General features: G+C 44.8%; 13 protein-coding genes. 7 read left to right on the forward strand and 6 right to left on the reverse strand.

All coding sequences use genetic code 11. From position 1 onward, the window contains the following. Positions 1–10: 10 nt before the first annotated feature. The 3 genes from nhaC to IHV80_RS18425 form a co-directional block, all read right to left on the reverse strand. Entirely contained in the window at positions 11–1,474 is a 1,464-nt protein-coding gene (gene nhaC / locus IHV80_RS18415) for a Na+/H+ antiporter NhaC (RefSeq protein WP_192891779.1), read from the reverse strand. Between the two features lie 145 nt (positions 1,475–1,619). Further along, entirely contained in the window at positions 1,620–2,624 is a 1,005-nt protein-coding gene (locus IHV80_RS18420) for a LacI family DNA-binding transcriptional regulator (RefSeq protein ID WP_192891780.1), read from the reverse strand. A 114-nt stretch (positions 2,625–2,738) separates the two neighbouring features. Further along, entirely contained in the window at positions 2,739–4,166 is a 1,428-nt protein-coding gene (locus tag IHV80_RS18425; protein WP_192891781.1) for an aminotransferase-like domain-containing protein, read from the reverse strand. Between the two features lie 124 nt (positions 4,167–4,290). On the opposite strand from IHV80_RS18425, the gene IHV80_RS18430 reads away from it, so the two are divergent. The 3 genes from IHV80_RS18430 (at position 4,291) to IHV80_RS18440 (ending at position 7,029) form a co-directional block, all read left to right on the forward strand. Beyond that, entirely contained in the window at positions 4,291–5,190 is a 900-nt protein-coding gene (locus IHV80_RS18430; protein ID WP_192891782.1) for a DMT family transporter, read from the forward strand. Between the two features lie 84 nt (positions 5,191–5,274). Then, positions 5,275–5,751 (forward strand): TetR/AcrR family transcriptional regulator, encoded by a 477-nt coding sequence (locus IHV80_RS18435; protein ID WP_192891783.1) that lies wholly within the window; start codon positions 5,275–5,277, stop codon positions 5,749–5,751. Between the two features lie 147 nt (positions 5,752–5,898). After that, a complete protein-coding gene (locus IHV80_RS18440; RefSeq protein WP_192891784.1) occupies positions 5,899–7,029 on the forward strand; it encodes a TMEM43 family protein in 1,131 nt (376 codons plus the stop codon). A 78-nt stretch (positions 7,030–7,107) separates the two neighbouring features. On the opposite strand, the gene IHV80_RS18445 is transcribed toward IHV80_RS18440, so the two are convergent. Further along, the gene (locus IHV80_RS18445) at positions 7,108–7,533 is read right to left on the reverse strand and encodes a DUF3010 family protein (RefSeq protein WP_102485869.1); all 426 of its coding nucleotides are present in this window, start codon (positions 7,531–7,533) and stop codon (positions 7,108–7,110) included. Positions 7,534–7,793: 260 nt separating this feature from the next. Here IHV80_RS18445 and IHV80_RS18450 point away from each other — a divergent pair, with 260 nt between their 5' ends. Beyond that, positions 7,794–9,431: a methyl-accepting chemotaxis protein gene (locus IHV80_RS18450; RefSeq protein ID WP_192891785.1), complete on the forward strand. Its 1,638-nt coding sequence runs from the start codon at positions 7,794–7,796 to the stop codon at positions 9,429–9,431. Between the two features lie 142 nt (positions 9,432–9,573). Here IHV80_RS18450 and IHV80_RS18455 read toward each other — a convergent pair whose 3' ends face one another. Continuing rightward, entirely contained in the window at positions 9,574–9,921 is a 348-nt protein-coding gene (locus tag IHV80_RS18455) for a DUF3316 domain-containing protein (RefSeq protein WP_017076504.1), read from the reverse strand. Positions 9,922–10,183: 262 nt separating this feature from the next. Here IHV80_RS18455 and IHV80_RS18460 point away from each other — a divergent pair, with 262 nt between their 5' ends. Both IHV80_RS18460 and IHV80_RS18465 read left to right on the forward strand, forming a co-directional pair. Next, on the forward strand, positions 10,184–11,053 hold the full coding sequence (locus tag IHV80_RS18460; RefSeq protein WP_192891786.1) for a LysR family transcriptional regulator: 870 nt from the start codon (positions 10,184–10,186) through the stop codon (positions 11,051–11,053). Between the two features lie 4 nt (positions 11,054–11,057). Further along, on the forward strand, positions 11,058–11,735 hold the full coding sequence (locus IHV80_RS18465; RefSeq protein WP_192891787.1) for an endonuclease III domain-containing protein: 678 nt from the start codon (positions 11,058–11,060) through the stop codon (positions 11,733–11,735). A gap of 132 nt (positions 11,736–11,867) precedes the next feature. Here IHV80_RS18465 and IHV80_RS18470 read toward each other — a convergent pair whose 3' ends face one another. Continuing rightward, positions 11,868–13,529 carry a methyl-accepting chemotaxis protein gene (locus tag IHV80_RS18470; protein ID WP_192891788.1) on the reverse strand — a complete coding sequence of 554 codons (1,662 nt, stop codon included), beginning with the start codon at positions 13,527–13,529 and terminating at the stop codon, positions 11,868–11,870. A gap of 275 nt (positions 13,530–13,804) precedes the next feature. On the opposite strand from IHV80_RS18470, the gene IHV80_RS18475 reads away from it, so the two are divergent. Beyond that, the gene (locus IHV80_RS18475; RefSeq protein ID WP_192891789.1) at positions 13,805–14,317 is read left to right on the forward strand and encodes an RNA methyltransferase; all 513 of its coding nucleotides are present in this window, start codon (positions 13,805–13,807) and stop codon (positions 14,315–14,317) included. Positions 14,318–14,345: the final 28 nt, after the last annotated feature.

Below are 14,345 nucleotides of genomic sequence, written 5' to 3' on the forward strand. Positions count from 1 at the left end.
GATGTGAGCCTTACTTAGTGCTGTGAGCTAGAGAAGTTTCTGCTGAGTCTTCTAACTGTTCTGGTTTTGCAGGGGCGATACCAAATCCAGTGAAGCCATAAATCAGAGCGAAAATGATACCGGTGTAACATTGGATAGCCCAAGGGAGGTAATCTAACGTTGCCACACCTAGTGTGCTTGCCATGTAAATACCCGCAGCGGTCCAAGGAACCAGTGGCTCGATAATCGTGCCTGCATCTTCGATGGTTCTTGATAGGTTCTTAGTATCTAGCCCCATTTTGCGGTAAGCGTTTTGAAACAATTCGCCTGGGATAAGAAGTGCGAGTTTGCCGTCAGAGGTCGTGAATACTACCGTGATGGTTGCAACAACCGTTGCCGCAATCAACTGTCCTGTTGAGTGAATTAGGTGTAGGAATCGACCGAGTACCACATTCAAAGCACCCGTTAGGCTTAAGATTCCAGCAAAAGAGAACGCACAGAAAACCAGTAGGATAGTGCTCATCATTGAGAACAAACCACCACGGTTTAGCAGCTTAGATACATCAGGAATCAATCCATCAATCGCCGTACCTTTTGCTTCAAATAGAGCAACATTGAAGCCGTCTACATAAGCTTGGAAACCTTGTTGTAGAGAGAAGCCTTGTAAAACCATACCCAATATAATCGCAAGTGCAGATGCACCTAACATTAGTGGCAGTACAGGTTTTTTGGTTAATGCACCCCAAAGAATCATCACTGGTGGGATAATCAAAAGAATGTTGAAGTTATAAAGGCTGTCTAATCCAGCAAGGATTTGAGTCACTTTTTCTGGCTCGCCAACGGTTGTAATGTCAGCGCTTTGACCAGCAAAGAAGAACACAACTGAAGCAATCACAAAGCCAGGTAGCGTTGTGTAAAGCATGTGCTGAATGTGTTCGTAGAGTGTGGTACCTGAAACGACAGGAGCAAAGTTAGTAGAGTCTGAAAGAGGGGATATCTTGTCGCCAAAATATGCGCCAGAAACAACAGCACCCGCGGCAGCTGCCAATGATACATCTAGACCAGCCGCAACACCCATCAGCGCGACACCAACGGTACCCGCAGAGCCCCAAGAAGTACCAGTACATACAGAGACAACAGCGGTAACAAAAAAGGCGGCGATGAGTATGTATTCGGCACTGATGACTTTAAGCCCCCAATAAACCATGTAAGGGATAGTACCGCTGATCATCCAGCTGGCAATCAGGCCACCCACAGATACCAAAATCAAAATGACAGGCATCGCTTTTGCGAGTTTCTCAACGATCGCGTTGATGATGTCATCCCAGTTGTAGCCCATCTTCCAAGCTATACATGCTGTGAAAGTCGCGGAAATGAGTAGCAGAACTTCAATGCGAAGTCCTAAAACACCGTATCCAATAGCAAGTAGCGCAAACATAACGGCGATGGGCGCTAGTGCTAATCCGAACGATGGTAGAGGCTTTGAGTTATTCATATTTGTTGTCCTCAGGTGAATGTAGGGTTTGTTCGGAATGGATAATAAGCGTGCTCTGAAATCTAAAGTGCGACTTCAACACTGTTTTCATGTAAGCGGTTACATGAGGTGTGTACATGAGATTTTGGTCACGTTTTGTTTGATTTTAGCGCTTGATTGGCTTTACGGTCTGTCTTTCAACCAAGGTTGCTTCGAATTTATGCTGCTTCGGTGGCGCGTATCCTGTGGACTTCAATTTAATCGCTAGGTTAGCCGCATAAGTCGACATTTCATCAATAGGGTTATGCATAGTGGTTAACCGAGGGTAGAGATAGCGAGCCAGTAGAACGTCATCAAAACCAATCACAGAGATATCGTCAGGAACGGTAATCCCTTGGTCGTGTAAACTTGTCATTAAACCCGCGGCCATCACATCATTAAAGGTAACTGCGGCTGTCACCTCTGGACATCGGCTTGCTATGATATCGCCCGCTGCCTCCCCTCCAGATTCACTGAAGCTCTGGCTGATGATCCAGTTAGGCTTGATTTCGATATTGGCGGCTTCCATTGCATCTCGGTAGCCCTGTAGTCGGTCGGTTCTATCTTCAATGGGCAGATCACTTGATACGTAGGCAATCTGTTTGTGTCCGAGTTGAATCAGGTGCTGAACAGAGACTTGAGCACCAAGTCGGTTGTCTACCCATACTGAACGGTTTGATATCTGTGCGATGGTTCGGTTGAGTAACACCATAGCGGGTAGTTGAGCAGCGTAACGAAGTAAGGTTTCGTCATCGAGCATTTTTGAGTGGATAACCATGGCTTCACAGCCTTGGCTGATAAGAAAATCGAGCCCTTCTTTTTCACGCTGTGCATTGTGACCACCACTGACCACCACCAGCTGGTATCCATTGGTTCTGGCGACCTCTTCAACGCTTTTAGCGACAAGTGCAAAGAACGGGTCGGCTAAATTCCCTGTTAACAAGCCGAGTGTATTATTGCTGCGGCTTGCTAAGGCAGTGGCACGCGCATCTCGGTGGTAGTTAAGCTCTTTTACCGCTCGTTCGACACGTTCCAAGGTGATGGGCTCAACATAACAGGTACGGTTTAATACACGTGAAACCGTTGCTGTTGAAACTCCTGCAAGTGCTGCGACATCTTTTATGGTTGCCACGTTTTGCTCCACTAGGCATTGAAAGGCTGCGAGTGTATCGAATCTTTGCTGTTGAAAATGTTAATAAGGTCAAACCTTGTTAACGCTAATCAAGTGAGTTTAGCTCGGTAATACCTAGCGCGTGTGTTTAGCGATTATACGAGCCAGCGTGACCACGCCTTCTTTCCACTCTTTTGTCTCTTCGATATTGGCAACAGTGAAGCGTAAGCAGTGCTTATATTGGTCATTGGTGCCAAATACTGTCCCAGGTAAGATCCCCAGCTTGTGCTTTAAGCAATCTTGATAGACAGCGTAGCTATCGACGGATTCCGGCAAGGTTATCCAGTTTAAAAATGACCCTTCTGGCTTTGATAGGTGGTAGCACCCGACAAGGTGCGGGTAACTATCCAAAGCTTGTATTAACAGGCTTTGAAACTGCTTTTGATTGGTTTGATAGAGGCGTTTCATTTTGGATAAGTGACTACGATATTTACCCGTCGTGAGGAACTGTCCCACTGCCGATTGCATTAGGTTGGAGCTCCCCATGTTGTCGCACAGGAGGTACTTTTCGATCAAAGGCTGGTAACGACCGGATAGTAGCCAGCCGACTCGCAAGCGTGAGTCTAAGGTTTTTGATAGAGAGTTGACGTAGATGACTCTGTCTTGGTTATCGAGCTCTTTCAAGCTCGCAATCGGCGCATCAAACGCCAAACTACCGAACACATCGTCTTCGATTATGGGCAGTGAGCCACTGATTTCTAGCAGTGCTTTCCGGTTAGCTAATGGCATCCTTGAGCCAGTGGGATTGGTGAAATTAGGCGTTAGCAGAATGGTGGTGACATCCCATTTATCAAGCGCATTTTGTAGTGATGGAATGTCGACTCCGTGGCTAACGCTGCTCGGGATTTCTAAGGCCTGTAAACCAAGTGATTCGAGCAGTAGTAAGTTACCGAAGTAACAGGGTGATTCTACTGCCACGATGTCCCCCGGCTTGGTTAATGCACGTAGCGCCAAACTGATCGCTTGTTGCGCGCCATGAGTGATCGCAATCTCTTTCGATCCCGCGGGAACGCCTAGATCATGGGTGATCTTTAACAATTGTTTTACTAACTGTTCGTCGCCGGGCGGTAACTGGTAATAGCCGGGCAGTTGCGTTTGCAAACGACTGTGGCGACCGATTTCGGCATACAAGCTACGGATCGCGGGGTTGTTAATATTGGGATGTGCAGAGCCTGCTAAGAGTTTTAATCGCCCTTTTGGCCGAGTGAGCACCGACTTAGTTACTGACAAGAGGTCGACTTTTTGAGGTTGGCTTGGTGCATCCCAACTTGTTGTATTGGGTGTCTTTACCCGATAACCCGACTTGGGCACTGAATATACCCAACCTGTTGCTTCTAGCTCTTGGTAGGCTCGAATCACGGTGTTTTTACTCACACCAAGTTGTTCACTTAATTGGCGAATGGAGGGAAGGCGATCGTCTGGGTGGTAGAGCCCTTTATCAATCTGAGCCTTAATATGTTGTTCAGTAGCGAGATATTTATTGCCGCTAAGTTCTGATTCCACGCTGTTCTCCCTCGATGCTCATACTCAATCTGTAACCATTTAAAGTGTTATGTCTGTATCTTTATTAGTTATCTGTACCCAACTAAGGTAACAGCATTGATGAAGAGTTGACCAGAGGTTTGTGATGCTAATTAAAATGATACCGTTCGTGTTTGTAATATTGTGGTCGTCGGGTTTTGTTGGTGCCCGTTTGGGTGTTGAGTACGCGGAACCTGCCACATTACTTTCACTTAGGATGGTGGCGAACGTCGCGTTGTTCTTAGTTTTAATTGCCATCCTTAAACGACAGATTCCAAGAGGACGTGCATTTTTCCATGCTTGTGTTGTCGGTATCTTGATCCATGGTTTCTACCTAGGAGGCACATACTTAGCGATAGATTGGGGTATGCCTGCGGGATTGAGTTCTCTACTGGTTGGCCTGCAACCGATTCTCACAGCGTTGATTATGGTCAGTTGTACATCCCAGCGTTTTAACTTCGCGCAGTGGTTGGGGTTAGCGCTTGGTTTTGCCGGAATTAGTTTGGTATTGATGGGCAACATTGAGTGGCAATCTGACGATCAAAAAGGCATGGCGACCTTACTGTGCTTAGTCTCTCTAGTAGGCATTACATGCGGCACTTTGTACCAGAAACGCTTTTGTCAGGGGACAGATATGGTGGGTGGTGCGATGGTGCAATACTTGGCTTCGGCAGCGCTGTTTCTGCCGTTCGCAATGCGCTACGAAACTATGCAGGTTAACTGGACGGTAGAATTTACGTTAACGCTAATCTGGTTGGTGGTTGTATTGTCTTGTATCGCAATATTGTTACTGCTGTATATGGTAGAACATGGCGCATCTTCAAGTGTCGCATCAGTGTTCTATCTCGTTCCACCGACGACAGCAATTCAAGCTTGGCTTATCTTCGGTGAGTCGTTCGACATCTACGGGGCAATGGGCTTCGCCTTGTCTGCCGCCGCGGTTTATTTGGTGGTAAAAAAGCCTGAACTGCTTAAATTCCGTAGGCAAGCAGCATTGAACCGATGAATTGAACAGTGAATCCTATTGGAATTTATGATCGCCGGTGTAAAGTACACTGTGTTACCGATAGTTATTCATCTCAGAGGACATATGGCCCGGATCAGTGCAGAAGAGATACAACGTAAACGGAAAATGTACGATGAGTGCATCCTCAATTTGTTTTTTAGTGAAGGTTGGGATGCGGTTACTTATGACCGTATTGCGAAAGAGATGGGCGTCACTAAATCATCGTTACAACGTTATTACGCCAACAAGATGCAATTTGCTCATGCATTAGAAGGGAAGGTGTTCGAACAAGCGACTCAATTTTTAGACTTTACTAGCCGAATCGCATTTTTGAATTCATGGCAGTGTTCGTTAAACGACAATAAAATTTTCCGCGAATGCCTACATATTATTATGACTAATGCTCTGGCACCGGTTTCTGCTCCTGCTACGACAAAAGCGGTCACTCGACTCACTGGTGTATTGGCTCTGCACATCGGTGATAGCGAAGCACAAGAAGTGATGGATGTCGCTCTAGGTCGTACGCTTATTATGTATATGAACAATAAGTTACAGCAATGATTTGTTGGTTAACTAGCCTTGTTCTTATGTATTAACTCTCTATAATGCGCATGGGTGCCCATATCTAGGATGTCGATATGGGCATTTTTTTAACTTTATTGAGTACGAGTACTCAATAAGGCATTGCATTAACGATTAGGGGAACCAATGACTGACCATGATAGCTCCAATAACGTAGATCCAAGTTTTGAAACTAATGAGAATACGTATTCCGAATCACAGTACTATGATGGCGAAGGGCAAGAGTATTCGGTAGTCAAAGAACGTACCTGGAGCCAGAGAGTGAAGGCTTCGATCAGTGATCTGGGGTTTGGGGTATTTCTCATTTCTCTTGCTCTATTTGCTTTGTATGCCAATGAGCATCGCTCTGACCATCGTGAAAAAGTGCTTAAGCAGGGACAGAAAGCGGCCATTTCGATTGCATCTGATCAGCGTGATTGGAACAACAATCGGAAATTGGTTCACACTTATGGTTTAGCTAGTACAGAGGATATCTTGGTTGACTCCGAATTCGGTATCAAAGCTGTTGGTATTCACCTAAAGCGAAGAGTTCAGGTGTATCAATGGAAAGAGTCGCGTAGAACTCACATACAAAAATTGTCTGATGGGACCGAGAAAGAGGTCACAACTTACACTTATCGTAAAGTTTGGTCAGAGCGTTTGAACGACTCGACGATCTTTAAACAAAAACAGTATCGTAACCCTGAATCAGTAGCTTTCAAAACCACTGTTTACAATGCTGAGAATATGCGTTTTGGCGGTTTCGAATTTCCGTATGAGCTCTCTCGTATGATGAGTCGATATGTGGAAATTGAGGCTGACTCAGACTTGTTGTTGGGTGAGCAAGCATATGGTCATGTATCTAAGGATCAAAAGGGGTATTACATAGGTAATGATCCAGACACGCCAAGTATCGGCGATATGAAGATTACTTTTCATATTGTTGAGCCTGCTGTCGTCTCTATTGTGGCTCAGCAGATTGAGGATGGGTTTCGCGCTTGGAATACGAAAAGTGGCCCATTAAGTTTGCTGCAATATGGTGTAAAAACTAAGGATGAGATGTTTGAAAAGGCGCATAGAGAAAATACGTTTGCGACTTGGGCATTACGTTTCGGAGGGTTTGCTTTTATGTGGGCTGGCTTTTTTCTATTGTTGCGCCCAATTGCTGTAGTAGCGAGTGTCATTCCTGTCATTGGTGCTGTTATAGGTGGTGGAGTGACTCTGATTTCGTTTAGTTTAGCGGCGTTAGGAACCTTAATTACGATTATTATTGTGTAACGTTTATGCTCTCAGAATACAAGAAAGAGCCTGTTCAACAGGCTCTTTCTTTATCAATTACTTTCTAGCGACTTTTGATTAGCGCTGCATCAAGCAAGCATATGCCGTGGTAAACGGTGCTTCTTGGTATTGCTTAAGGCCAGTCTCTTTGAACTTCATCATAAGAGGGTTGCGCTTAAGGCTCTCTTTGATGTCAGCTGGTGATACAACCGTTACGTCTAGGTCATCGATCAACTGAATTGCCGCTTCTAGTTTGAAACCGAAGCCACCGCCAGCAAATTTGCCTTTAGTTTGGCGCTGACGAATTACCACTTTATCTACTTGGTAATCTTCCATCAGTTTTGCGAAAGAGAATTGAAAATCTTTCATGTTTTGCGTGTCGTTTGCATCGCCAATTGCGACTTTTGAAACGCGACAATCAGGAATGTTAAATACGCCATCAGACAGAGAAAGTAGACAAATGATTGCATCATTACCTTTGATTTCAACACCACAAATTTTCATGTTTATACCTATTTACTTTTGAGCCGTACATTATGGTGTTATTTCTAACACATCGCCAGTGTTAGCATGCGTTAGCCGCAAATAAGTCGAATATTGTCAGCAGTTGCCTCCTGTATGAGTTGACTATTGGCTAAATAAACAACCACCACCTGAACGATAACGTTTGCTATGAGATGAGGTTCACAAACTCATGGCAGTGTTGAATATTGATACGGTATATTATGCCCGCATCCCTATTTACTGTGTGGTTATTAGCCTTTATGAGTATCAACAACCTTTCTATTAGGAGCAAAATCGCGATTCCATTAATGGTCATCGTGATTGTGTTCTCCACTGTAACTGTACTTAATGTCATTAAATCTAATGCGCAAGCGGCGATCAACAATGAACTCAATAATGTAGTTCAGCCTGTGTTAGACAACCTAGAAGACGGTTACCGCGACATCTACCAAGTCATTGCTTCGGCTCAAGGCCTTTTACTTGCTAAAGACCAAGCGGCGATTGATTACCAAAAATTTGAATTTAGAGATAATGCTTACAAAGCGGTTCCTCGTTTTGAAAGCGTGCAAACTCTATATACAGCAGGTGTGTTGGATCCTTCTTCTCGCGGTGAGCTGTCGAAGCTTGTTAATGCGATGAGCAAGTGGGTGTCGCTGCACGAGCCTATGTTTGCTGATCCTGCCAATGCTCATCAATACAATATTGATTACTCGCATCAGCTTGACGCTGAGTTTGCCATTATTCGTAAGCAACTGCGTTCAATCCGAACTTTGATTGAAGTGAAACAAGCCGAGTTACGTAAGCAAGCTGACGACTCGATTGAAGCAAGTAAGGTGATCATTGAAGTAGGTATGGCCGTTGCTATTTTCGCTGCGTGCTTTGCTATGTGGTTATCGAATCGTTTTATCGTTCAACCTATCCAAGGTGTAGAAAAGGCGATGAGTGAAATCGCTTCTGGTGATGGTGACTTATCGCAGCGTATGGCTGTGAACGGGAATGATGAAATTGCACGCTTGAGCTCTGCATTTAACCAATTTGTAGGCAAGATCCACGTTACGGTGGAGCAGGTGATCTTGGCATCTAATGCAGTACGTTCAGAGATGGAAAACATTAAGTCTCTGACACAAAGTGTTGCTCAATTCTCTGCTAATCAGCAGCAAGAAAGCGAAGTGGTGGCTGCGGCTGTTCATGAGATGCAAGCAACGAGCGAAGCGGTAAGTGGAAATGCTCTTGATGCTGCTTCTGCGAGTAATACGGCCAATCGTGAAGTTGAGTCGGCTGATAAAACATTGGGCTTAACTGTGAGTTCTATTGAACGTCTGGCACATGACATTGACAATGCAAGTGGCGTGGTTCATGAACTCGATAGTGATGTGAAGAACATTGCTTCTATTCTTGGTGTCATTCGAGGCATCGCAGAGCAAACTAACCTACTGGCGTTGAATGCGGCAATTGAAGCTGCTCGTGCTGGTGAGCAAGGCCGTGGGTTTGCAGTTGTGGCTGATGAGGTGAGAGCCTTAGCAAGTAAAACGCAAGATAGCACGGGCGAAATTCAGTCGATGATTGAGCGTTTAGAGCAGGGCGCACAACAAGCGGTTGGCGTGATGAATGAAAGCAAGATCAGCGGTGAGAAGACGATTGTTCAAGCTGGGACTGCTGCATCCTCACTGAGTGAAATTCGTAACTCTATCGGTATGATGAACGAGATGAATACGCAAATCGCAACAGCGGCTTCTCAACAATCTCAGGTATCGGAAGAAGTGAATCAGAACGTACAACGCATCGCTGAAAGCACCATGCAGATGGTTGAAATGGCAAGCAGTGCTGAGAATGCATGCATGGCACTGGCGGAGCAATGTGAAATGCTGGACGGTCTTGTTTCTCAGTTTGAAGTTTAGGTTTTGAATATGAGCCAGTAGTAGGGCTCGTTTTTAGCCCTCACGAATTCGTGATGAACCATAAAAAAGCCCGCACTCAATGAGTGCGGGCTTTCTTTTTTAAATACCAGCTCGTTTTTCCGACCTTGTAAATAATGTTTTGTTAGCTGCTACGACCGTCTTTGTATGTGTAACGGTAGTCAACTTTTACATTCGCTTGGTAATGGATATCGCCGCTCATGTTAGTGATTTTTTTCACTTCCATATTTGCGTCATCAATCTTGAACGAATCGTATTTTGTTGTTTGTTGGAACTGTGGCAGTTCTCTAGAAAGCTCAAAAGGTGTTTTTGCGCTTAGCTCATCCATAAGGTTAGTTCCTGCATCGTATGCTTCCGCTTCAGTAACAAATGTATCAGATTTAAGCGTTGTTTCTTGAATCGTTGTTTTAGTTGCTGCAAACGCTGTTGTGCTGAGTACAAGAGTTGATGCAAGTATGATTAATTTTTTCATAGGAGTACCTTACTTTGTTGAAGTACCTGTGTTCCGGTACAGAACCAACATACCAACGAAGTGGTAAGATGAGTGTCAGGGAAAATGACGATTTTGTTAGTGTTCAGTAAGGAATATTTAGAAATGTCAGGGATTGGTTGGAATGATTTCGAGTGATTGTAGCTAGGACAGATTTATGCGCAGAGCATATCAAGCTAGGTGACACTTATTTGTAACTTCAATACACTGTATGGGTAATCATCGTTCATCATAAGGTAAAAGTATGGCCAATTGGGAAGGGGTAAGTGAGTTTGTAGCCGTAGCGGAGCGTGAAAGCTTTACGGGAGCTGCTCAGAAGCTTGCTACGTCAGTTGCTCAAATCAGCCGCAGAGTGGCTAACCTCGAAGAGCGCCTAGCGGTTAAACTCCTGAACAGAACAACCCGTAAAGTCTCTTTAACTGAAGCGGGTCAACTCTATTATCAACAATGTAAGTTGTTGGTTGAAGGGTTAGAAATTGCTGAGCTTGCTGTGACTCAAATGCAATCTACGCCAAAAGGGCTTTTGAAAGTTACTGCGCCAGTCACTTATGGCGAACGTCAATTGGCTCCGATTCTGCATAAGTTTTTAAAGCTCTATCCGCAAGTTGAATTAGAGCTGATGCTAACCAACCAAAAGCTTGATCTTATCGATTCAGGTGTTGATGTAGCGATTCGTTTAGGCAGATTAGAAGATTCAAGCCTCGTGGCAAAAAAGCTATCACAACGACAACTTTATGTGTGTGCTAGTCCTGACTACATCGAACGCTATGGTGAGCCTCATACGCTTTCTGAGCTGAGTAACCACCAATGTTTAGTGGGTGGCTTTGAGCACTGGCGTTTTAAAGAGAACAAGCGCCCTCGCGCGGTGCGAGTGAATGGCCGAATTAAGTGTAATAGTGGTTTGGCTCTATTAGATGCAGCAAAGCAAAGTATCGGCTTGGTGCAGTTACCTGAGTATTACGTAAGTGAAGATCTTGAATCGGGTGAGTTGGTTGAGGTTTTGACTGATTTTCGTGACGATAAAGAGGGAATTTGGGCGCTTTACCCTCAGAACCGTAACTTGTCCTCAAAGGTTCGCTTGCTGGTGGATTTCCTTTCTGAGCAATTAGATTAGTTCTATGACGGCAAGCCAAAACAATGAAATTAGCCCAAACGACCTGATACTCGGTGTGTTCGATGCACTAGAGCAACATTATGGCTATTTTGATTGGTGGCAACGGGATGACCCTTACAAGATAATCCTAGGTGCTATTCTGGTTCAGAACACCAATTGGAAAAATGCAGAACAGGCATTAACGAATTTAGGTGATAAGTGCGAGCCAAGATCGGTTGCTGAGATGGATCTCGATGATCTTGCCCAAAAAGTGCGATCCAGTGGTTATTACAATCAGAAAGCCATTAAGTTGAAGGCTGTGACAGAGTGGTTTTCGAAGTACCAATACGATATGTCTGCTGTTCGTGAACAGGATAAGAATCAGTTACGAAAAGAATTGCTGGAAGTGAAAGGGATTGGTGGCGAAACGGCTGACGCTATTCTGGTGTATGCGATAGGCAAACCGTCTTTTGTGATTGACGCATACGCGAGAAGGATCTTTACTCGCAACGGGCTGGATGTGCCTAAATCGTATGAAAAATTCCGCTGTTTGATGGAGAGCGTGATCCCCTTAGATACCAAAAAGTACGGCTATTATCATGGCTTGTTAGTCGAACATGGGCAGCAGTTTTGTAATCCTAAGCCAAAGTGCGAGCATTGCCCTTTAAATCAAGATTGCGTTAAAGCTGGAGTTGGAGCTTAGCCCTACTAGGTGTTATTTCTGTTATCCAACCATCCATAGATAAAATTCGGGCTTCAGAATAGAGATTCTGAAGCCCGATGTGTTTTAGAAGTTAAGTTGCGTTTGATTACTGCTTACTAGACCGAAAATGTATTAGACCGTGAAGCGATCCACCAAGTGATATAGCTCATTTGCTCGACTGTTGAGGTTTTGGCTACCTGTACGGTTTTGGTTTGCTAGTGCAGCCGATTGCGAGCTTTGGTCAGAAATCACCACAATACGCTGAGATATCTCTTGGCCCACAATATTTTGCTGTTCAGTTGCTGTAGCAATAAGCGAGTTCATATCCATGATGGTATCAATCGACGCTTGGATTTTAGCAAGTGCTGCGGCTGCGGCATTCGCTTCTTCCACCGTTTGAGCACTTCGATTTTGGCTCGAGTCCATTGCTTTTACTGCTGCATCCGAGGCGGCTTTCAACTGCTGGATCATTTTGTGGATGTCACCGGTACTTTCTTGAGTGCGGCTTGCCAGTTTACGAACCTCATCCGCAACAACTGCGAACCCACGACCTTGTTCACCAGCACGAGCCGCTTCGATTGCTGCATTCAATGCTAATAGATTGGTTTGCTCAGCAATGTCTTGAATTACCGCCAACGAAGAGGAGATATTCTGCACATCGCCCTCTAAACGAGACACCACGGTGTTGGCTTCAGATACTTCGCTCGCTAGGCCTGCAACCGAATCTGCAGCTGCGTTCACTATTTGCTGCGCTTCTTTCGCGTTGCCCTCTGCAAGTTTCGCTGAATCGGCTGCTTGACTTGCGTTGCTTGAGATCTCTTGCGCCGTTGTGGTCATCTCTGTCATCGCCGTTGCAACTTGTTCTGTCTCTTCACGTTGCCCTGTTGCAATTTCGTCAACCTGCGCAGCGCGAGAAGACATGCTAGATGTCTCCGCTACTACTTGCTGACCCACATCACTTACGCTGCGAATGATGGTTTGCAGGCTTGCTACAAAGGCATTGAAGTTCTCACTGAGCTTAGTGAACTCTGGCGCTTTGAAGGTTTCCATTCGAGCGGTTAAATCAGCTTCACCACTCGCGAATGCGCTGATTGAACGGTCAAATTGCTCAAGTGGCTTCATAATTGTTCGGTTAACTGCTACTGCAAACACGGCAACCACTAGGGCGATTAATCCACAGAAAATAGCGATGGCAGTCAATGAGCTTTGCAGTGCAGCGTTCGAGCTCTCTTTCATTTCTGCGATGACCGCATCAATGTCGTCAGTATAAAAACCGGTACCAAGCATTAAATCCCACTGCGGAATGAATATTGAGTAGCTGAGTTTTGGTAGGGCTTCAGATTGACCAAGTTTTGGAAAGTAGTAGGTGGTGAATTCGCCTAGTTTCGAGTTCTTGATTAGGTCACGAATCAGGTAATTGCCTTTCTTGTCTTGCAGGTCGTAATAGTTTTTACCAATACCATCGTTATTTTGCCCAACAACGACTCGAACGCCTTTAGAGTCATAACCAAAAATATAACCAGATTCGCCATATTCTAGCGTTCTTAATGTCGGTAGTGCCTCTTCCAGTGTTGCGCCTTTATCTAAAAATGGGCTGATCGAAGAGTAGGCCATTTGCAGGTACGCTTTGAGTTCCTTTTCTTTCATCGCCATCATATTGCTACGCGTTGATTCTACTTGCTGCGCGGTCAGCTCTGTACTTTTCATGTAAGTCACACTCATCATACCCAACGCCATTACCAATAAAGGTATGAACGAAAGAATATAGAGGCGGTTTTTGATGGTTAGGGTCATATCACGTTTCCTGTGCGATTATTCATGCCGTTATCAACACATTATTAATGTGGTTTCAAAATGTAAATGCGCTTATGGTCTAATTGTTATCCGAAAGTGATTTTGTTTTGTAAACTTGATGGTGGTTGGGTTTTAGCCTTTTTTGACCTATGTAACTAAGTGCTCAGTCCTTGATAGGCTTGGTTGTTTCTCTGCTTTTGAATTAGACGTTGCTTTGTTAGAATGCGACGCTTTGTAGCACCTTGCTATGTCTATTCGTTAAGTGAGAAAGATTCATGAACAAAAGCCATGTGACTATTGGTTTAACTAACCCAAAGAGCCCGACAAACGTTGGTGCTGTTATGCGCGCGGCTGGTTGTTACCAAGTCGACGAAGTTAGATACACAGGGCAACGCTACGAAAAAGCGGCTAAATTTCACACCGATACTAAGAGTGCTACGCGCACTATTCCGTTGACAGGCGTTGAGTCGTTTTTGGATAACCTTGATCCAGAAACCAAGATCGTTTGTGTAGAGCTTGCTGAAGGTGCAACACCACTGCCGCGTTTTAAGCACCCAGAAAATGCGATTTATATCTTCGGCCCAGAGGACGGTTCTATTACCCAAGATGTTGCTGATAGAGCGGACCACGTTGTGTATGTGCCGACAGTTGGCTGCATGAACCTGGCTGCGACCGTGAATGTTCTTCTTTATGACCGCCTTGCAAAATCTGACGAGATGGACGAGAGCAACGAGCTTATTAAGAAAAGCCGCGATAACCGTAATCATTTAGTTATCAAAGAAAAGTAACTCCTGCTGTCTAGTGTTATCTATCCTG

Origin of the sequence: Vibrio bathopelagicus (assembly GCF_014879975.1) — a bacterium.
Taxonomy (GTDB): Bacteria; Pseudomonadota; Gammaproteobacteria; order Enterobacterales; family Vibrionaceae; genus Vibrio; species Vibrio bathopelagicus.

Bases quoted from the DNA above. Each gene is read 5' to 3' on its own strand.
- nhaC (WP_192891779.1), bottom strand. From the start codon at position 1,474: ATGAATAACTCAAAGCCTCTACCATCGTTCGGATTAGCACTAGCGCCC.
- IHV80_RS18430 (WP_192891782.1), top strand. From the start codon at position 4,291: ATGCTAATTAAAATGATACCGTTCGTGTTTGTAATATTGTGGTCGTCG.
- IHV80_RS18435 (WP_192891783.1), top strand. From the start codon at position 5,275: ATGGCCCGGATCAGTGCAGAAGAGATACAACGTAAACGGAAAATGTAC.
- IHV80_RS18440 (WP_192891784.1), top strand. From the start codon at position 5,899: ATGACTGACCATGATAGCTCCAATAACGTAGATCCAAGTTTTGAAACT.
- IHV80_RS18445 (WP_102485869.1), bottom strand. From the start codon at position 7,533: ATGAAAATTTGTGGTGTTGAAATCAAAGGTAATGATGCAATCATTTGT.
- IHV80_RS18450 (WP_192891785.1), top strand. From the start codon at position 7,794: ATGAGTATCAACAACCTTTCTATTAGGAGCAAAATCGCGATTCCATTA.
- IHV80_RS18455 (WP_017076504.1), bottom strand. From the start codon at position 9,921: ATGAAAAAATTAATCATACTTGCATCAACTCTTGTACTCAGCACAACA.
- IHV80_RS18460 (WP_192891786.1), top strand. From the start codon at position 10,184: ATGGCCAATTGGGAAGGGGTAAGTGAGTTTGTAGCCGTAGCGGAGCGT.
- IHV80_RS18465 (WP_192891787.1), top strand. From the start codon at position 11,058: ATGACGGCAAGCCAAAACAATGAAATTAGCCCAAACGACCTGATACTC.
- IHV80_RS18470 (WP_192891788.1), bottom strand. From the start codon at position 13,529: ATGACCCTAACCATCAAAAACCGCCTCTATATTCTTTCGTTCATACCT.
- IHV80_RS18475 (WP_192891789.1), top strand. From the start codon at position 13,805: ATGAACAAAAGCCATGTGACTATTGGTTTAACTAACCCAAAGAGCCCG.